We start from the raw sequence: 18,433 nt of genomic DNA on the forward strand, positions 1-18,433 counted from the left end.
AGGGTGGTCGCGATCCCTTTATCGGCTGTGGACCCCCAGGAGCGGACCATGAACGTTGTGACCCCGGACGGCGGCGACAGCGTGGCGGCCCCTTCCTGGCCCGGCGTGCTGACCCCCCTGCTGCGCGGCGAGGACCTGAGCGCCGACGCCACCGCCTGGGCGATGGACCGCATCATGAGCGGCGAGGCGACCGACGTGCAGATCGCCGGTTTCGCGGTGGCGCTGCGCGCCAAGGGCGAGACGGTCACGGAGGTCTCCGGCCTGGTCCGCGCGATGTACCGGCACGCCACGACCATCGAGGTGCCCGGCCGGACCGTCGACATCGTCGGCACCGGCGGCGACATGGCCAAGACGGTCAACATCTCCACCATGTCCGCGATCGTCGTGGCCGGGACCGGCGCCAAGGTCGTCAAGCACGGCAGCCGCGCCTCGTCGTCGGCCAGCGGCTCCTCCGACGTCCTCGGGAAGCTCGGCGTCAACCTGGAGCTGTCCCCGCGGCGCGTGGTGGAGGTGGCCGAGGAGGCCGGCATCACCTTCTGCTTCGCGGTGAAGTTCCATCCGGCCCTGCGCCACGCGGCGAAGGCCCGGGCGGAGCTGGGCGCGCCGACCACCTTCAACATCCTCGGGCCGCTGACCAATCCGGCCAAGGTGCGCTCGCAGGCCATCGGGGTGGCCGATCTGCGGATGGCCCCCATCGTCGCCGGCGTCCTCGCCGAACGCGGCAACTCGGCCCTGGTCTTCCGGGGCGACGACGGGCTGGACGAGCTGACCACGACCGCGACCTCGCGGGTGTGGGTGGCCCGGGACGGCGTGGTGCGCGAGGAGCCCTTCGACCCGCGCGACGTCGGCCTGGACCTGGTCCCGGTGGAGGCGCTGCGCGGCGCCGACGCCTCGTACAACGCCGATGTGGCCCGCCGGCTGCTGGCCGGTGAGACGGGCCCGGTACGGGATGCCGTCCTGCTCAACTCGGCGGCCGCGCTGGTCGCGCTGGACCCGGGCGAGGGCACGCTCACCGAGCAGATCCGCGCGGGTATGGCGAGGGCCGCCGAGTCCATCGACTCGGGGGCGGCCGGGCGGGCGCTGGAGAGATGGGTCGTCGCCAGCAACGCGTGAGCGCACGGGTGTGAGGCAGGGCGCAGTCCGGATTCCGGACTGCGCCTTGCGCGTTCCCGTACGTATGGCAGGATGCTGCGCAGGTCATGAGTGACGGCGACTACGGCCCCGGCCCGCTGTCCGGCAACCCTCCGTCCGTGGCGGGGTGCCCCGGGTGAAGACCAGGCCGCAGGCAGCGAGGTCTGCGGCAAGCGCGGACCCCTTGACGTCGCGTGACGTCCGCCCGTGGGGTCCTTGGTCCTCAGGGAGCCTCTTGTGAGCAAGCGAATGCGTTAGGGCCCTCGGCCCTGTTCCGCGTACCCCTCTTCTCTCCACTCCGTGCTGCCGCGTACCCGCAGGCACGCGGAATTCGCCTGCCTGTAACGGGAGTCCGTCATGTCTGTCTTCACCGCTGCCGCCGACCAGTCCCTTTGTGCCCCTCTGCCGGTTCTGGGCGAGGATGTCCTCGTCCCGCTGGTCACCGGCGGAGAGGTCGGGTACGCCGCGCTGGACTACGCCGCGAGCGCGCCGGCGCTGAAGCGGGTGTGGGACGACGTGGCCGCGTACGCCCCGTACTACGGCAGCGTCCACCGCGGGGCCGGCTACCTCTCGCAGCTCTCCACGGACCTCTTCGAGTCCAGCCGTGCCACGGTGGCGGAGTTCCTGGGCTGCCGCCCCGGGGACCAGGTGGTCTTCACCCGGTCCACCACCGACTCGCTGAACCTGCTGGCCGCCGCGCTGCCCGCCGACTGCCAGGTGTTCGTCTTCGAGACCGAGCACCACGCCTCGCTGCTGCCCTGGCGCGACGCCCGGGTGACCTACCTGAACGCCCCGCGCACCCCCGCCCAGGCCGTCGCCACCCTGGAGCGGGCCCTCGCCGACCGCGAGCCCTACGGTCCCGCGCTGGTCTGCGTCACCGGCGCGTCCAACGTCACCGGCGAGCTGTGGCCCGTCAAGGAGCTGGCCGCCGCCGCGCACGCCCACGGTGCGCGGATCGTCCTGGACGCCGCCCAGCTCGCCCCGCACCACCCCGTCGACATCGCCGGGCTGGACGTGGACTGGGCCGCCTTCTCCGGGCACAAGCTGTACGCGCCGTTCGGCTCGGGCGTCCTGGCCGGCCGCTCCGACTGGCTGCGCGACGCCGAGCCCTACCTCGCCGGGGGCGGCGCCTCCCGCAAGGTCGCCCGGCGCGCGGACGGCGGGGTCGACGTCGAGTGGCACACCACCGCCGCCCGCCATGAGGCCGGTTCGCCCAACGTCATCGGCGTCCACTCCATCGCCTCCGCCTGCAAGGCGCTCACCGAGGCAGGCTTCGACCGGCTGGTCGCCCGCGAGCAGCACCTCGTCGGCGAGGTGCTGACCGGGCTCGCCGAGGTCCCCGAGGTGAAGGTGCTCTCGCTGTTCGGCGACGACGCCCCGCGGGTCGGCGTGATCTCGTTCGTGGTGGAGGGCTGGAACAGCTCCCACTTCGCCGCCGCCCTGTCCGCCGAGTACGGCATCGGGGTGCGCGACGGCCTCTTCTGCGCCCACCCGCTCGTGCGCACTCTGCTCGGCAGCGACCCGGGCGAGGCCGGCGAGTGCGGGGCGCCGGAGGCCGAGCCGGGGGAGCGGTCGCTGAACGCCATCCGGGTCAGCTTCGGCGCCGGCACGCCGGACGAGCACATCGAGCGCTTCCTGCGGGCGGTACGGGAGCTGGTGAGCGACGGGGCCCGCTGGAAGTACCGCACCGAGGACGGCCGTTGCGTCCCGGACCGGGGCGCCGCCCAGGTCTGAGGACGGCCCGCGTGCCGCTGCGGCCGGGTACGGAACCCCGTACCCGGCCGCAGCGGCGCGTGTACGTCCCTACGCGTCCAGGCCGATGGAGAAGGCCGCCTCCAGGTCGTGCTGGGAGTACGTACGGAAGGCGACGTGGGTGTCGGTCCCCTCGACACCGGGGATCTTGCTGATCCGGCCGGGGATGACCTCGGCGAGATCGTCGTGCTTGGACACCCGGACCATGGCGATCAGGTCGTAGGTACCGGTGACCGAGAAGACCTCGCTGACGCTGTCCAGCGCGGCGATGGCCTCGGCGATCTCGGGAATCCGGTCCACGCTGGTCTTGATGAGCACGATCGCGGTGATCACGGCTGGCTTTCTCCCTCGGTGGCCGTGGCTGGAGCCTTCACTCTAGGGCCTTTGGCATCACGCCCGTAGCGCCCCCAGGCGTAGAGGAAGCCGGTGGCGAAGCCGACGACATGGGCGAGGTAGGCCACCCCCGGGCCGCTGCCCGCGCCCTCGGCGGCCAGCCACTGCAGGACGAACCAGAAGATCAGCACCACCCAGGCGGGGAAGCGCAGCGGCAGGAAGAGCAGGAATGGGAAGAGGCTGGTGACCCGGGCCCGGGGGAAGAGGTAGAGGAACGCCCCCAGCACCGCGGAGATCGCCCCCGACGCGCCGACGAGCGTCTGGTCGGACGTGGCGTGCGCGGCCGCGTAGGCGAGCAGGGCGAGATAGCCGCAGCCGAGGTAGAACAGGGCGAACTCCGTGTGCCCCATGCGCTCCTCGGCCATCGCGCCGAACACGTACAGGAAGAGCATGTTGCCGAGCAGGTGCAGCCAGCTGCCGTGCACGAAGAGTGCGGTGAGCGGGGTGAGCAGGGCGTGCGCCGAGCCGTCCCACAGCTCGCTCGGGATGACACCCCACCGTTCGAAGTACCCCGCCTGGGCGGCGAGCAGGGCGTCCGCGCCACCGCGCACCGGGACGAAGCCGGAGAGCGGGCTGACGACGAACACCGCGCAGCACAGGGCGATGAGGGCGTACGTCACCGGCGGCCCGCCCGAAGTAGCCGCGCGCAGGAGCCTGCCGACCGCAGTCCGCCGATCGATCATGAACAGAGCATGACGCAAGGGGAGCGAACGGGACAGGCCGCCTCGCCGTGCCGGGGGCGAGCACCGAGGCCGTAGGGTTACGGGTGGACATCCGCAGTTCGACGGCGCACCGCGAGACCCTTGTCCGGCAGCTCACGGCTCGACGAAAGAGGACGCACCGATGACGACCGTTCCCCAGCCGACCGACACGACCCGCTGGCGCTGCACGCTCTGCGGAAACCTCACGCGTTTCGACGTGACGCGCTCGTCCAAGGTGGTCGAGTACGTCCATCTCGACCTGGCCGGGGAGTCGAGCGTCGAGGAACGTGAGGTGGTCAGTGAGACCATCGAGTCGGTGCGCTGTCGTTGGTGCAACGCGGTGGACCAGATCGAGCTGGTGGACAGGCCGGGTGCCGACTCCTGACGGGGCCGTGCGGAGACAACACATGAGGTGACGGATGGTGGAGCAGCCCGCGGGCGGCGCCGCGTCGGCCGACGGGGCCGACGACGCCGTGGAGGCGCTCGACCGCCCGCTGCCCGAAGGAGTGCGGCGCCGGGTCGTCGCGCTGGTCTCGGACGCGTTCGGCGGTCTCACGGTCACCGAGCTGCCCGCGCAGCTGAGACAGTACGCGCGTTTCACGCCGACCCGGCGCGCCAAGTTCGCGGGGAACGCGATGGCGGCCGCGCTGGCGGGCGACGCGGTGTTCCGCCGCCGCATCGGCGACCGGCTCCGGGAGGCCCAGCCGGAGCTGGCGGGCGCCCTGGAGGCCGGGGCGCCGCCCGCCGCCGCCGACCCGGTGGAGGTGGCGGCGGCCGCCTACGTGCTGCGCCCGGACGGCTGGGTGAAGCTCGTCGCGGCGGCCGGCGAGGAGGTCCAGCGGGCCGACGCCGAGCGGGCCGACGAGGAGACCCGGCGCGAGCTGGACCGGATGCGCGAGGAACTCGCCCTGGCCCGGGCCCAGACGAGGAGTGAGACGGAACGGCTCCGTGCCGAGCTGGAGGCGGCCCGCAAGGAGGCCGAGTCCCTCCAGCGCAAGCTGCGCAGCGCGGTCAGCGAGGTCAAGCGCGGCGAGGCGGCGCTGCGCCGGGGCAGGGCCGAGACCGACGCCGTACGCGCCGAGGCGGCCGCCCAGGTCTCCGCGGCCGAGAGCGAGACCCGGCGGCTGCGGGCGAGGCTCGGGGAGGCCGAGGCGTCCGTCGAGGCGAGCCGCCGGGCCGCCCGCGAGGGGCGCTCGGTCGAGGACATGCGGCTGCGGCTGCTGCTGGACACGGTGCTGGAAGCGGCCGGCGGGCTGCGGCGCGAACTGGCGCTGCCGCCCTCGTCGATGCGGCCGGCGGACAGTGTGGACGCGGTCGAGCCGGGCCGGATGTCGCCCAAGGACATTGCGGCCAGGGCCCTTTCGGAGACCGATCCGGCGCTGCTCGACCAGCTGCTCGCGCTGCCGCAGGCCCACTTGATCGTGGACGGCTACAACGTCACCAAGACCGGCTATCCGCAGATGCCGCTGGAGAAGCAGCGGCTGCGGCTGCTCGGCGGCCTCTCGGTGCTGGCGGCGCGTACGGGCGCCGAGATGACCTGTGTGTTCGACGGGGCCGAACTGGCCGCGCCGGTGCTGCTGGCGCCGCCGCGCGGGGTGCGGGTGCTGTTCAGCAAGCCGGGCGTCACCGCCGACGAGCTCATCCGTCAACTCGCGCGCGCGGAACCGCCGGGACGGCCCGTGGTGGTGGTCTCCACCGACCGCGAGGTGGCCGACGGAGTGGCGAAGGCGGGGGCCAGGCCCGTTGCGTCCGCCTTGCTCCTGAAGCGGCTTTCGCGGGTTTAGGGCGCCTTGCGGTGACTTGCCGGAGATCACGGAACGGTCCGTCAAGTCACCGCTACACCGGGTGTGATGTGGGCAAAGAAGTGCCCCGTGTGACGAGATTTTTCCTGTGAGGATTTGAACTGATCACAGGATGGTCACTATGGTCAGCCTCGAACCTTCGCACGGTCGATCGCCCATCCGGGGTGACGGCGAAGGAACCGCCGAGTCCGTGACGTGCACGGAGCCGGGGATTCATCTCCCCCCCCATGGCCCGGTAGGCGGCTCGAGGAAGAAGGAGCTCGCCTTCGTGGCGTCCCACCGTCGTCCCAAGCAGCCGAGCCGCACTCGTGTGACCGTGCTCACCGCGACCGCCGCCGCGGCCGTGGCCCTGTCCGCCCAGGCCGCCCACGCCGACCCCAAGCCGACCAAGAGCGAGGTCAAGGCGAAGGTCGACAAGCTCTACCACGAGGCAGAGGTGGCCACCGAGCAGTACAACGGGGCCAAGGAGAAGCAGGAGAAGCTCGAGAAGCAGATCAGCGCGCTGCAGGACAAGGTGGCCCGCGGTCAGCAGGAGCTCAACGGGCTGCGTTCCGGCCTCGGTTCCCTCGCCGCCGCGCAGTACCGCTCCGGAGGTATCGACCCCTCCGTGCAGCTCTTCCTCTCCTCCGACCCGGACAGCTTCCTCGACCAGGCGTCCGCGCTCGACCAGCTGACGGCCAAGCAGACCGAGGCGCTGTCGAAGGTCCAGGAGAAGCAGCGGGTCCTCGCGCAGCAGCGCAAGGAGGCCCAGGACAAGCTGAGCGACCTCGCCGACGTCCGCAAGACGCTCGGCAAGAAGAAGAAGCAGCAGCAGGGCAAGCTCGCCGAGGCGCGCCAGGTGCTCAACACCCTCACCGCCGCCGAGCGCCAGAAGATTCAGCAGGACGAGGCCCGCGCGAGCCGCGACGCCGGGACCCGGGTCGAACTCGGCAACGAGGCCCCCGCCTCCGCCCTCGGCGCCAAGGCCCTCAACGCCGCCGCCACCCGTGTGGGCATGCCGTACGTCAAGTCGGCCGTCGGCCCCAACTCCTTCGACTGCTCGGGCCTGACCATGTGGGCCTACGCCCAGGCCGGCGCCAACATCACCCGCACCACGTACACCCAGATCAACCAGGGCACCCGGATCGGGGTCGGCCAGCTGAAGCCCGGCGACCTGGTCTTCTTCAACGGCAACTCGCACGTGGGCCTCTACGCGGGCAACGGCACCGTCCTGCACGCCCCGTACCCCGGCGCGTACGTCCGCTACGAGTCGATGAGCACCATCGGCAGCATCTACGGCGCGGTGCGCATCTGACCGCGCCCGAACGGGCGAATTCCCGCGCCCCGTACTGACGGCCGCCCCGCCGGAGACCACAGGTCACCGGCGGGGCGTCACTGTGTGTGCTCCCCGCCGCCCCGGCGTGTCTTTGTCCGCTCCGTGATCACACGGTTACTGTCTGCCTGCCGCGCAGCTCCCGTACGTCGGTCCGCCCGCCCGGGCGGCAGGGCTGCGCGCGTCTGCGTACAGCGGAAGGGAGTGCGGCGTCCTGTGGGATCCCATCGCCGTTCCACACAGCCCGGGGCCGGCCTCAGTGCCCGGGCCCGGGTCACCGTCCTGACGGCCGCGGCGGCGACCGCCGCCGCGACGCTCGGCGCGGCCACCGCGAACGCCGAGCCGCAGGACACCCCGCAGGCCGCCGGGGCCCGCGTCGACCGCCTCTACACCGAGGCCGAGCGCGCCACCGAGCAGTACAACAAGGCCGGCGAGGACGTGGCGCGGCTGCGCGGCGAGGTGAGCCGGGCCCAGGACCGCGCCGCCCGGGGCCAGGAGCGCATCAACCGCATGCGCGAGGAGCTCGGCTCGGCGGCCAGGGCGCAGTACCGCTCCGGCGGCATCGACCCCTCGCTCGCCCTGCTGCTCACCTCCGACCCGGACAGCTACCTCGACCGGGCCGCCGCCGTGGACCGGGCCGACGCCCACCGCGCCACCGCCCTGGCCGACCTGCGCAAGGCCCAGCGGGCGCTCGCCCAGACCCGCGCTGAGGCCGCCCGTTCGCTCGCGGGCCTGGAGCGCGGCCGGGAGGCGGTCAGCCGCCACAAGCGGACCGTCCAACGCAAGCTGTCCCAGGCCCGGCAGGTGCTGAAGTCACTGCCCGGCGCCGAGCGGGCCGCCTACGCACGGGCCTCCCGCGACGGCCGCGACACGGGCGCCGGACCCATGGCCGGACTGCCCGCGGGCTCGTCCCGCGCGGCGGCCGCCGTCCTGGCCGTCCAGCGGGCGCTCGGCCGCCCGTACGTCTGGGGCGCGAACGGGCCGTCCGGCTTCGACTGCTCCGGGCTGATGCAGTGGGCCTACGCCCAGGCCGGGGTAAGCCTGCCGCGCACCTCCCAGGCCCAGCGGTACGCCGGCCGCATGGTGCCGCTGTCCCAGGCCCGCCCCGGCGACCTCGTCGCCTACCGCGCGGACGCCGGCCACATCGCGATGTACGTCGGCAACGGCCAGGTCATCCACGCCCCGTACCCCGGCGCCCCGGTCCGCTACGACCCCGTCGGCATGATGCCCGTCTCCTCGGTCACCCGCGTGTGACAGCCCTTACGCTCGTCATGTGGCGGATCAGGTGCGCACCGCGGGGCGGGCGCGCGGCGGGTGGCGGCGGGCGGCGGGTGCCGTGCTCGCCGCGCTGCTGTGCGCGGCCGGCTGCTCGGCCCCGGCCGACGAGGCGCCGGACACCACCGCCCGCGACATCCGAGCCACCCTGGACCGGCGCGCCGCCGCCGTGCTGCACCACGACGCGGCGGCCTACGTCGCGGTGGTCGCCCCGGACGCCACGGCCCTGCGCAGCGCCCAGCGCCGCGAGATCGCCCGGCTGGCGGACGTGCCGCTCGGCTCCTGGACGTACCGGCTGACCGACGTCTCCCCGCACGGCAGCGACCGGGCCACCGCCGACGTCCGGCTCGGCTACCGGATCAAGGGCTACGACAGCGCCCCCGTCTCCGTCGACCGGGTCGTGGAGCTGGCCCGGGGACCGGCGGACGGCCGCTGGTACGTCACCGCGGACCGGGCGGCGGACGGTGGCGTCCGGCAGCTGTGGGAGCAGGGCGACATCGAGGTGGTGCGCGGGGCGCACAGCCTGGTGCTCGGTGTCGGGCGCTCGCGGGAGGAGCTGGACAAGATCGCCGCCACCGCGGACGAGGCGGTGCCGGCCGTCACCGCCGCCTGGCCCGAGCGCTGGGCCGGACGCGTGGTGGTGCTGGTGCCGGACAGCGTGCAGGAGATGGGCGAGCTGCTCGGGTCGCCCGCCGCGAACTACCGGGGCATAGCGGCCGTCACCACCGGCGAGACCGGCGGCTCGGGGAAGGCGCCCGCCGACCGGGTGATCGTCAACCCGGAGGCGTACGCCCTGCTCGGCGACTTCGGGCAGCACGTCGTCCTCACCCACGAGACCGCCCACGTGGCCACCCGCACCCGGACCTCGGCGGCCACCCCGACCTGGCTCTCCGAGGGCTTCGCGGACTGGGCGGCCTACCGGGACCAGGAGCGCACCGCCGAGGAGATCGCGCCCGAGCTGGCCGACGCCGTCCGGGCGGGCGACGGGCCGGCCGCGCTGCCGGAGGACGACGACTTCGCCTTCGCGGGCGACGCGGCCCGGCTGGCGAAGGCGTACGAGGGCGGCTGGCTGGCCTGCGAGCTGATCGCCGGCCACTGGGGCGAGGCGAAGCTGTTCGCGTTCTACCGGGCCGTCGGCGGCCACCGGGCCAGGGACGGCGCGGTGGAGGACGCCCTGCACGAGGTGCTGGGCACCACCGCGCAGGACTTCACGGCGCGCTGGCGGGTGTATCTGCGCGACCGGCTCGGCTGAGCGCGGGCGCGTCCGGCACCTCGCGCACGGCGGGCGCCGCCTCCGGCGCCCGTACCGTGTCCCGCCACAGCCGCAGGGCCGCGAGCACGGACGCGGCCACCAGCAGCCCGTTGCGCAGGAACATCAGCGTCACGCCCGACGCGTCGCTCGTCACGACGTGGACGAAGCCGATGGGGAACTCCAGCTGCGTGATGCCCGTGGCCACCACCACCAGGACGGCCGGCCATCCCATCCGGCTCTCGCGCAGCACCAGGCACACCGCCGCGAGCCCGACCAGCCACAGCATGTACTGCGGGCTGATCACCCGGCTCGTCGTCGTGAACAGCAGCACCGCCGTGAACGCCGCGTCCGCCGGCGTACTCACCCCGAACGTGCGCGCCCGCAGCCGCCACAGCAGCAGCCAGCCGAACGCGACCAGGCTCAGCCCCAGCGCCAGCGTGCTCACCAGACCCACGTGCGGGCCCAGGAACTCAAGCGAGCCGTAGTGCAGCTCCACCCGGCCCTGCCAGCCGAACTGCCGCGCCACGTGGAAGACCAGCGCCCCCAGCGACTCGACCTCGGTGCCCCGCTCGCGCTGGAAGCCCAGGAACGCCAGCGACCCCGGCGCCGCCGCCGCGCACAGCACCAGCAGCCCGGCCGCCACCCCGGCCGCCGTCGCCCACGCCAGCCGGGTCTGCCGCCCCCGGGCCGTACCGGCGAGCAGCAGCGCGGGCCACACCTTCAACAGCGCCCCGAACGCCGCCAGCGCCCCCAGCACCCGGGGGTGGCGCAGCCCGGCCAGCAGCGCCGCCACCGCCACCGCCGTCACCATCACGTCGTACCGGGCGTACGCCGTCGTGCCGAGCAGCGGCACCCCCGCCACCCACACCCACACCCCGGCCGCCCGCCGGCCCGGGCCCCGGCTCGCGCGCAGCAGCAGGCCCATGACCAGCGCGTCGCACAGGAACGCCAGGACGTAGAAGGCCGTGGCGTAGTCCAGGAACGGCAGCAGGGCGGGGGAGAGGATCGCGAGGGCGGCCACCGGCGGGTACTGCCAGGTGACGTCGGACTCGGGGTAGGTGCCCGAGCGCAGCACGTCGTACCAGCCGTGGTAGATCACCGACACGTCACTCGTCACGTCGAGCCCCGGCGGGATGATCACCTTGCTCACCCAGAGCAGCAGCAGCGCCCTGCTGAGCGCCCACACCGCGAAGGCCGCCGGACGTGTGCCGCTCGAACCCGTCATGACCCGCCTCACCCGTCGCCTTGCTCGTACGAGGAGCCATGATGCCCGTCCGGCCTGTGCACGATCCATCAGGCGGGGCCGGGCCGGTACTGTCGGCGGCGATGGACAAGACCTTGATCGTGACCAATGACTTCCCGCCCCGCCCCGGCGGCATCCAGGCGTTCCTGCACAACATGGCGCTGCGCCTGGACCCCGACCGGGTCGTCGTCTACGCCTCCACCTGGAGGCGCGGGGCCGAGGGGGAGGCCGCCACCGCCGCCTTCGACGCCGAGCAGCCCTTCACCGTGGTCCGCGACCGTACGACGATGCTGCTGCCGACCCCGCGCGTGACCCGGCGCGCCGCCGGACTGCTGCGCGCCCACGGCTGCTCGTCGGTCTGGTTCGGGGCGGCCGCCCCGCTCGGGCTGATGGGCCCGGCGCTGCGCGAGGCGGGCGCCCGGCGGCTGGTCGCCACCACGCACGGCCACGAGGCCGGCTGGGCCCAGCTGCCCGCGGCCCGGCAGCTGCTGCGGCGGATCGGCGAGGGCACCGACACGCTGACCTACCTCGGTGAGTACACCCGGTCCCGGATCGCCGCCGCGCTCACCCCCGCCGCCGCCGGCCGCATGGTCCAGCTGCCCCCGGGCGTGGACGAGAAGACCTTCCACCCGGACTCCGGCGGCGGTCTGGTGCGGGCCGGGCTCGGCCTCACCGACCGGCCGGTCGTGGTCTGCGTGTCCCGGCTGGTGCCCCGCAAGGGCCAGGACACCATGATCCTCGCGATGCCCGCGATCCTGGCCGAGCAGCCGGACGCCGTGCTGCTGATCGTGGGCGGCGGGCCCTACGAGGGGCAGTTGCGCAAGCTCGCCGCGCGGACCGGGGTCCAGGACTCCGTGCGGTTCACCGGGCCGGTGCCCTGGGCGCAGCTGCCCGCGCACTACGGGGCCGGCGACGTCTTCGCGATGCCCTGCCGGACCCGGCGCGGCGGCCTCGACGTGGAGGGCCTGGGCATCGTCTACCTGGAGGCGTCCGCGACGGGGCTGCCGGTGGTGGCGGGCGACTCGGGCGGCGCCCCGGACGCGGTGCTCGACGGCGAGACGGGCTGGGTGGTGCGCGGCGGCTCGGCCGATGAGGCGGCGGAGCGGATCACCGCGCTGCTCGGCGACGCGGAGTTGCGGCGGCGGATGGGGGAGCGGGGCCGGGCCTGGGTCGAGGAGAAGTGGCGCTGGGACCTGCTGGCCGAAAGGCTCAAGGAGCTGCTCTGAAACGGGTACGGGCCCGCACCCGAGGTGGTGCGGGCCCGTACGCGTCACGCGCTCACGAGCGGTAGATCGACTCCACCTCGTCCGCGAAGTCCTTCGCCACCACGTTCCGCTTCAGCTTCAGCGAGGGCGTGATGTGACCCGCCTCCTCGGTGAACTGGGCGCCCAGGACGCGGAACTTGCGGACCGACTCGGCCTTGGAGACCGCCGCGTTGCCGTCGTCCACCGCGCGCTGCACCTCGGCCAGCAGCTCCGGGTCCTCGCGCAGCGACAGGGCGGTCGAGCCGGCCGGCTTGCCGTGCCCCTCGGCCCAGCGGCCCAGGAACTCCTCGTCCAGCGTCACCAGCGCGCCCACGAACGGGCGCCCGTCGCCGACCACCATGCACTCCGCCACCAGGGCGTGGCCGCGGATGCGGTCCTCGATGACGGCGGGGGCGACGTTCTTGCCGCCGGCCGTGACGATGATCTCCTTCTTGCGGCCGGTGATCGCGAGGTAGCCGTCCTCGTCCAGCGTGCCGATGTCACCGGTGTGGAACCAGCCGTCGGCCAGCGCCTCGGCCGTCGCCGCCTCGTTGTTCCAGTAGCCGGAGAACAGGTGCTCGCCGTGCAGCAGCACCTCGCCGTCGTCGGCGATCCGCACCACGGAGCCGGGCAGCGGCTGGCCGACCGTACCGATCTTCTGCCGGTCCCAGGGGTTGAAGGCGGTCGCCGCGCAGGTCTCGGTCAGGCCGTAGCCCTCCAGGACGGTGAAGCCGATGCCCCGGTAGAAGTGGCCAAGACGCTCGCCGAGCGGGGCGCCGCCGGAGATCGCGTACTCGCCGCGCCCGCCGAGCACCGCCCGCAGCTTGCCGTAGACCAGCCGGTCGAAGACCTTGTGCCTGACCTTCAGGCCGATCGACGGGCCCTGCGGGGTGCCCAGCGCGCGGCTGTAGGCGATCGCCGTGTTCGCGGCCCGGTCGAAGATCTTGCCCTTGCCGTCGGCCTGCGCCTTGGCGCGCGCCGCGTTGTAGACCTTCTCGAAGACGCGCGGCACACCGAGGACCAGGGTCGGCCGGAACGCGGCCAGTTCGTCGGTGAGGTTCTTGATGTCCGGGACGCAGCCGAGCTTGATCGGGGCCATCACCGAGGCCACCTCGACCAGGCGTCCGAAGACGTGGGCGGCGGGCAGGAAGAGCAGGACGGAGCACTCGCCGGTCCGGAACAGGGGCTTGAGCCGCTCCACCACGTTGCCGCACTCCGCGAAGAAGCTGCGGTGCGTCAGCACACAGCCCTTGGGGCGGCCCGTGGTGCCCGAGGTGTAGACGATGGTCGCCGGGTCGTCCGCCTTGGCCGCCGCGCTGCGCAGGTCCACGGTCTCCTCGGAGACCTCCGCGCCCTGCGTCCGGAGCGCGTCGACGGCGCCCTTCTCGATCTGCCAGACGTGGCGCAGCAGGGGCAGCCGGTCGCGCACGGAGGCGACGGCGTCGGCGTGCGCGTCGCTCTCCACCAGCACCGCGACGGCCCCCGAGTCGCCGAGGATCCACTGCACCTGCTCGGGGGAGCTGGTCTCGTAGACCGGGACGGTGACCGCGCCCGCGCTCCAGATCGCGAAGTCCAGCAGCACCCACTCGTAACGGGTACGCGACATCAGGGCCACCCGGTCACCGGGCTCGACGCCCGCCGCGATCAGGCCCTTGGCGGCCGTCCGGACCTCGGCCAGGAACTGCGTGGCGGTGACGTCGGTCCAGACACCGGCCACTTTGCGGCTCATCACCGCGACATCGGGATGCTGAGCGGCATTGCGGCGGATGAGATCCGTCAGGTTGCCGTCCGAGGGAACCTCGTACAGGGCCGGAAGGCTGAACTCGCGCAAGACTGCTGCTCCTCATCGGGCTCCGGTGCCACGACTCTGTGTGATGCACCGGCGCGGTCCAAGATGGCGGGTGCTCAGTGGGGTGAGCACGACTGGACTGCCCGGACGTTACCCACCAGTACTCGATTCCGGATAGGGGGGTCCGGCCAGATGTCTTATGCGTCACACATATCGGTCGTCCTTTCGCGCACAGTAGTCCACCCGTGCACACACCCGGAAGTAACCGCAGGTCCGGGGCCTCTACCCAGGTGAGAGCGGTCGTCCTAGGCTGATCTTCATGCGAGCAGGAGACAACAGCCGGGGGGCCGCCGCCGGGCGGCGCACCCGCGTTCACGTGGTCAGCGACGTACACGGCAACACGGAGGCGCTGGCCCGCGCCGGGGAGGGCGCGGACGCCCTGATCTGCCTCGGTGACCTGGTCCTCTTCCTCGACTACGCCGACCATTCGCGCGGCATCTTCCCCGACCTCTTCGGCGTCGGGAACGCCGACCGGATCGTCGCCCTGCGCACCGAGCGCCGCTTCGACGAGGCCCGCGACTTCGGCCGCGCCCTGTGGCAGGGCATGGACCGCGACGCCGCGATCACCGGGGCGGTGCGCAAGCAGTACGCCGAGATGTTCGCCGCGCTGCCCACCCCGACGTACGCCACCTACGGCAACGTCGACATCCCCGCCCTGTGGCCCGAGTACGCCGGCCCCGGCACCACCGTCCTGGACGGCGAGCGCGTCGAGATCGGCGGCCGCGTCTTCGGCTTCGTCGGCGGCGGCCTGCGCACCCCGATGCGCACCCCGCACGAGATCGACGACGAGGAGTACGCCGCCAAGATCGAGGCGATCGGCGAGGTGGACGTGGTCTGCACCCACATCCCGCCCGAGGTGCCGGAGCTGGTCTACGACACCGTCGCGCGCCGCTTCGAGCGCGGCAGCCGGGCCCTGCTCGACGCCATCCGCCGCACCCGCCCGCGCTACGCGCTTTTCGGCCACGTCCACCAGCCGCTGGCCCGGCGGATGCGGATCGGCGCCACCGAGTGCGTGAACGTCGGCCACTTCGCCTCCACCGGCCGGCCCTGGGCGCTGGAGTGGTGAGGGTCCGCCCCGGCATCGCGGGCCGGGCCCTGGGACGGGCCGCCGGGTACACGCGATAGCCTTCTGGCGGCAGGCTTCTGCCGATGGACCGGTACACCGCACTGGAGGGCCACAGCGATGGCTGAACACACCAGCTCGAGCATCACGATCGAGGCGGCGCCGGCCGACGTCATGGGTGTGATCGCCGACTTCGAGCGCTATCCGGAATGGACCGGAGAGGTCAAGGAGGCCGAGGTCCTCGGCACCGACGAGCGCGGCCGCGCCGAGAAGGTCCGCCTCGTCCTGGACGCCGGCGCGATCAAGGACGACCACACCCTCGCCTACACCTGGATCGGCGACTACGAGGTCAGCTGGACCCTGGTCAAGTCGCAGATGCTCCGCGCCATCGACGGCTCCTACGCGCTCGCGCCGCTCGGCGACGGCGACCGCACCGAGGTCACCTACCGGCTCACCGTCGACGTCAAGATCCCGATGCTCGGCATGATCAAGCGCAAGGCGGAGAAGGTCATCATCGACCGAGCGCTGGCCGGTCTCAAGAAGCGCGTCGAGTCCGTCCCGAAGGGCTGAGCCCGTGCGTACGGTCCTGGTCACCGGACCCGGCGGAGCCGGCCGTACCACGCTCGCCGCGGCGACCGCGCTGGCCGCCGCCCGCGACGGCGCCCGCACCCTGCTGATCTCCGCCGACCCCGTACCCGGCTTCCCCACCGCCACCGCGCCCACCCGGGTCACCGAGGGCCTGTGGTCCGTCCGGCTCGACTCCGGCGCCCACTTCCGCAGCGAACTGACCGCCCTCCAGCAGCAGTTGTCCGGGATGCTCGAACTGCTCGGCGGCAACCCGCTGGACGGCGAGGAGCTGACCGAACTCCCCGGCAGCGCCGAACTCGCCCTCCTGCACGCGCTGCGCCGCGCCGCCCACGGCGACTGGTCCCGCGAGGCGTACGACCTCCTCGTCGTCGACCTGCCGCCCCTGCGCGAGGCCCTCGCCCTGCTCGTCCTGCCCGAGCAGCTGCGCCGCTACCTGCGCCGGCTGCTGCCCCAGGAGCGCCAGGCGGCCCGCGCCCTGCGCCCGATGCTGGCCCAGCTGGCCGGCGTGCCCATGCCCGCCCAGTGGCTGTACGAGGCCGCCGCCCGGCGCGACGCCGAGCTGGCCCAGGTCCAGGCGCTGGTCGAGGACCGCGCCACCACCCTCCGGCTGGTCGCCGAACCGGGTCCGGCCGCCGAGGACGCCCTGCGCACCGCCCGCACCGGACTCGCCCTGCACGGGCTGCGCACCGACGCGCTGGTGGCCAACCGGGTGCTCCCCGGCGACTCCCCCGACCCGTTCTTCGCCGCGCTCGCCGCCCAGCAGGAGAAGGTCATCGGCCGCTGGGGCGAGGAGGGGCCCGCCCCGGTCCGGGTGGCGCACCTCGGCCGCGACCCGCAGGGCCCCGGCGACCTCCTGGCCCTCGCCGGGCCGGACGGCGCGCTGACCGTCTCCCGTACCGGCCACGAGTCGGGCAGGGCCGAGGACCCCTGGTGGATCGAGGAGGCCGGCGCCCCGGAGGAAGCGGACGGGGGCGGGGTACTCGTCTGGTGCCTGCCGCTGCCCGGCGCGGCCAAGAAGGACCTCCAGCTGGTCCGGCGCGGCGGCGAACTCCTGCTGACCGTCGGCCCTTTCCACCGCATCGTCCCGCTGGAGCCCGCGCTGCGCCGCTGCACCGTCACCGGCGCCGCGCTCACCGACGGGGTGCTGCGGGTCCGTTTCACGCCCGACCCCGCGCTGTGGCCCCGGACGGGCTGAAGGCCGTACCACCGTTCGGGTACCGTCGAAGGTACGTGTCCGGAATGCCGGGCCGGCCGTCCCTGCCGCAGGAGTCCGCCATGAGCGAAGCCACCGATCGTCCCGCCGACGACGACGCGTGGGCCCATGCCTGCGCCGAGGACCTGGCCGCCGAGAAGGCCCGCCGCCGCGCCGCGTACGGGCCGCCGCCCGGCTCCGCCGCCGAGGAGCTGCGCAAACTGGTGGACGCGGTCGCCGACAAGCTCGGATCGCTCCAGACGCCCCTGCTCGGCCTCGCCGCCCAGGGCGCCGTGCAGCAGGTCATCCAGCAGGCCAAGGCCGCCGTGGAGCCCGTGATCGAGCGCAATCCGGACGTTTTCGATCACATCGCGGCAGCCGGCAGCGAACTGCTCGCCGCCTACCGCTCGGCGGTCCAGGGCCAGGAAGGCCGCTGGACCCAGGGCGCGGGGGACCCCGCAGGCACCGAAAAGAAGGCGGATGACCCCGCCGACCCCCGCGACGAGGGGTCCGGAGCCGGCGAACACATCGACCTGGACTGACCGGCGCCGACAGGACGGGGCCCGGCCTCGGGTACGGTTGGCTCAGCGGGGCTCGACCGAAACTGAGGGATTCATGGGACTCACCATCGGCGTCGATATCGGCGGCACGAAGATCGCAGCTGGAGTGGTCGACGAAGAGGGCCAGATCCTCTCGACCTTCAAGGTGCCGACCCCGCCGACGGCCGAAGGCATCGTGGACGCGATCGCGGCGGCGGTGTCCGGCGCGAGCGAGGGGCACCCGGTCGAGGCGGTCGGCATCGGCGCGGCCGGATACGTCGACGACAAGCGGGCCACGGTGCTCTTCGCACCCAACATCAACTGGCGCCACGAGCCGCTCAAGGACAAGGTCGAGCAGCGCGTCGGCCTCCCCGTCGTCGTCGAGAACGACGCCAACGCGGCGGCCTGGGGCGAATACCGCTTCGGCGCCGGCCAGGGCCACGACGACGTCATCTGCATCACGCTGGGCACCGGCCTCGGCGGCGGCGTCATCATCGGCAACAAGCTGCGCCGCGGACGCTTCGGCGTGGCCGCCGAGTTCGGCCACATCCGGGTCGTCCCGGACGGTCTGCTCTGCGGCTGCGGCAGCCAGGGCTGCTGGGAGCAGTACGCCTCCGGCCGCGCCCTCGTGCGGTACGCGAAGCAGCGCGCCAACGCCACCCCGGAGAACGCCACGATCCTGCTGGCGCTCGGTGACGGCACCGTCGAGGGCATCGAGGGCAAGCACATCAGCGAGGCCGCCCGCCAGGGCTGCCCGGTGGCCGTCGACTCGTTCCGCGAGCTGGCCCGCTGGGCCGGCGCCGGACTGGCCGACCTCGCCTCGCTGTTCGACCCGTCCGCGTTCATCGTCGGCGGCGGCGTCTCGGACGAGGGCGAACTCGTCCTCGACCCGATCCGCAAGTCGTTCCGACGCTGGCTGATCGGCGGCGAGTGGCGCCCGCACGCCCAGGTGCTCGCGGCCCAACTGGGCGGCAAGGCAGGGCTCGTCGGCGCGGCGGACCTGGCCCGCCAGGGCTGAGCCGCCGGCACACACCGAAACGCCGGACGCCCGTCGTGCCCCCTCGGGGGACGGCGGGCGTCCGCCGTATCGTGAGGGC

General features: G+C 73.4%; 17 protein-coding genes and 1 riboswitch. Of the genes, 13 read left to right on the forward strand and 4 right to left on the reverse strand.

Annotated elements, in window-relative coordinates:
* Nucleotides 1-48 precede the first annotated feature (48 nt).
* Together trpD and E6R18_RS02910 are read left to right on the forward strand one after the other, a co-directional pair.
* Nucleotides 49-1,113, forward strand: a complete 1,065-nt coding sequence (gene trpD, locus E6R18_RS02905; protein WP_136315242.1) for an anthranilate phosphoribosyltransferase — start codon at nucleotides 49-51, stop codon at nucleotides 1,111-1,113.
* Between the two features lie 82 nt (nucleotides 1,114-1,195).
* Nucleotides 1,196-1,313: riboswitch (SAM riboswitch) on the forward strand.
* A gap of 175 nt (nucleotides 1,314-1,488) precedes the next feature.
* The gene (locus E6R18_RS02910) at nucleotides 1,489-2,865 is read left to right on the forward strand and encodes an aminotransferase class V-fold PLP-dependent enzyme (protein ID WP_136315243.1); all 1,377 of its coding nucleotides are present in this window, start codon (nucleotides 1,489-1,491) and stop codon (nucleotides 2,863-2,865) included.
* A 69-nt stretch (nucleotides 2,866-2,934) separates the two neighbouring features.
* On the opposite strand, the gene E6R18_RS02915 is transcribed toward E6R18_RS02910, so the two are convergent.
* Nucleotides 2,935-3,216, reverse strand: a complete 282-nt coding sequence (locus tag E6R18_RS02915) for an Lrp/AsnC ligand binding domain-containing protein (RefSeq protein ID WP_018555470.1) — start codon at nucleotides 3,214-3,216, stop codon at nucleotides 2,935-2,937.
* Nucleotides 3,213-3,959, reverse strand: a complete 747-nt coding sequence (locus E6R18_RS02920; RefSeq protein ID WP_206308199.1) for a rhomboid family intramembrane serine protease — start codon at nucleotides 3,957-3,959, stop codon at nucleotides 3,213-3,215. The genes E6R18_RS02915 and E6R18_RS02920 overlap by 4 nt, the downstream gene beginning before the upstream one ends.
* Before the next feature lie 160 nt (nucleotides 3,960-4,119).
* On the opposite strand from E6R18_RS02920, the gene E6R18_RS02925 reads away from it, so the two are divergent.
* The 5 genes from E6R18_RS02925 (at nucleotide 4,120) to E6R18_RS02945 (ending at nucleotide 9,618) form a co-directional block, all read left to right on the forward strand.
* Nucleotides 4,120-4,362: a hypothetical protein gene (locus tag E6R18_RS02925; protein ID WP_018104398.1), complete on the forward strand. Its 243-nt coding sequence runs from the start codon at nucleotides 4,120-4,122 to the stop codon at nucleotides 4,360-4,362.
* Nucleotides 4,363-4,399: 37 nt separating this feature from the next.
* On the forward strand, nucleotides 4,400-5,761 hold the full coding sequence (locus tag E6R18_RS02930) for an NYN domain-containing protein (protein ID WP_206308207.1): 1,362 nt from the start codon (nucleotides 4,400-4,402) through the stop codon (nucleotides 5,759-5,761).
* Nucleotides 5,762-6,047: 286 nt separating this feature from the next.
* Nucleotides 6,048-7,073, forward strand: a complete 1,026-nt coding sequence (locus tag E6R18_RS02935; protein ID WP_206308200.1) for an NlpC/P60 family protein — start codon at nucleotides 6,048-6,050, stop codon at nucleotides 7,071-7,073.
* Nucleotides 7,074-7,307: 234 nt separating this feature from the next.
* The gene (locus E6R18_RS02940) at nucleotides 7,308-8,345 is read left to right on the forward strand and encodes a C40 family peptidase (protein WP_136315245.1); all 1,038 of its coding nucleotides are present in this window, start codon (nucleotides 7,308-7,310) and stop codon (nucleotides 8,343-8,345) included.
* 31 nt (nucleotides 8,346-8,376) lie between these two features.
* On the forward strand, nucleotides 8,377-9,618 hold the full coding sequence (locus E6R18_RS02945) for a hypothetical protein (RefSeq protein WP_136315399.1): 1,242 nt from the start codon (nucleotides 8,377-8,379) through the stop codon (nucleotides 9,616-9,618).
* Here E6R18_RS02945 and E6R18_RS02950 read toward each other — a convergent pair.
* A complete protein-coding gene (locus tag E6R18_RS02950; RefSeq protein ID WP_136315246.1) occupies nucleotides 9,575-10,843 on the reverse strand; it encodes a glycosyltransferase family 87 protein in 1,269 nt (422 codons plus the stop codon). The two genes, E6R18_RS02945 and E6R18_RS02950, sit on opposite strands and share 44 nt — an antisense overlap.
* 101 nt (nucleotides 10,844-10,944) lie before the next feature.
* Here E6R18_RS02950 and E6R18_RS02955 point away from each other — a divergent pair, with 101 nt between their 5' ends.
* Nucleotides 10,945-12,087, forward strand: coding sequence for a glycosyltransferase family 4 protein (locus E6R18_RS02955; RefSeq protein WP_136315247.1), 1,143 nt, complete (start codon nucleotides 10,945-10,947; stop codon nucleotides 12,085-12,087).
* A gap of 52 nt (nucleotides 12,088-12,139) precedes the next feature.
* On the opposite strand, the gene E6R18_RS02960 is transcribed toward E6R18_RS02955, so the two are convergent.
* Entirely contained in the window at nucleotides 12,140-13,936 is a 1,797-nt protein-coding gene (locus E6R18_RS02960; RefSeq protein ID WP_136315248.1) for an AMP-dependent synthetase/ligase, read from the reverse strand.
* A 277-nt stretch (nucleotides 13,937-14,213) separates the two neighbouring features.
* Between E6R18_RS02960 and E6R18_RS02965 the strand changes: the two genes are divergently transcribed.
* The 5 genes from E6R18_RS02965 (at nucleotide 14,214) to E6R18_RS02985 (ending at nucleotide 18,354) form a co-directional block, all read left to right on the forward strand.
* Nucleotides 14,214-15,020: a metallophosphoesterase gene (locus tag E6R18_RS02965; protein WP_136315249.1), complete on the forward strand. Its 807-nt coding sequence runs from the start codon at nucleotides 14,214-14,216 to the stop codon at nucleotides 15,018-15,020.
* A gap of 117 nt (nucleotides 15,021-15,137) precedes the next feature.
* On the forward strand, nucleotides 15,138-15,587 hold the full coding sequence (locus tag E6R18_RS02970; protein ID WP_018518637.1) for an SRPBCC family protein: 450 nt from the start codon (nucleotides 15,138-15,140) through the stop codon (nucleotides 15,585-15,587).
* Nucleotides 15,588-15,591: 4 nt separating this feature from the next.
* A complete protein-coding gene (locus tag E6R18_RS02975) occupies nucleotides 15,592-16,800 on the forward strand; it encodes an ArsA-related P-loop ATPase (protein WP_136315250.1) in 1,209 nt (402 codons plus the stop codon).
* An 80-nt stretch (nucleotides 16,801-16,880) separates the two neighbouring features.
* Nucleotides 16,881-17,339, forward strand: a complete 459-nt coding sequence (locus E6R18_RS02980) for a DUF5304 domain-containing protein (protein ID WP_136315251.1) — start codon at nucleotides 16,881-16,883, stop codon at nucleotides 17,337-17,339.
* Between the two features lie 73 nt (nucleotides 17,340-17,412).
* Nucleotides 17,413-18,354, forward strand: coding sequence for an ROK family glucokinase (locus E6R18_RS02985; protein WP_136315252.1), 942 nt, complete (start codon nucleotides 17,413-17,415; stop codon nucleotides 18,352-18,354).
* Nucleotides 18,355-18,433: the final 79 nt, after the last annotated feature.

This window comes from Streptomyces sp. A1277, from assembly GCF_004795015.1.
GTDB lineage: Bacteria > Actinomycetota > Actinomycetes > Streptomycetales > Streptomycetaceae > Streptomyces.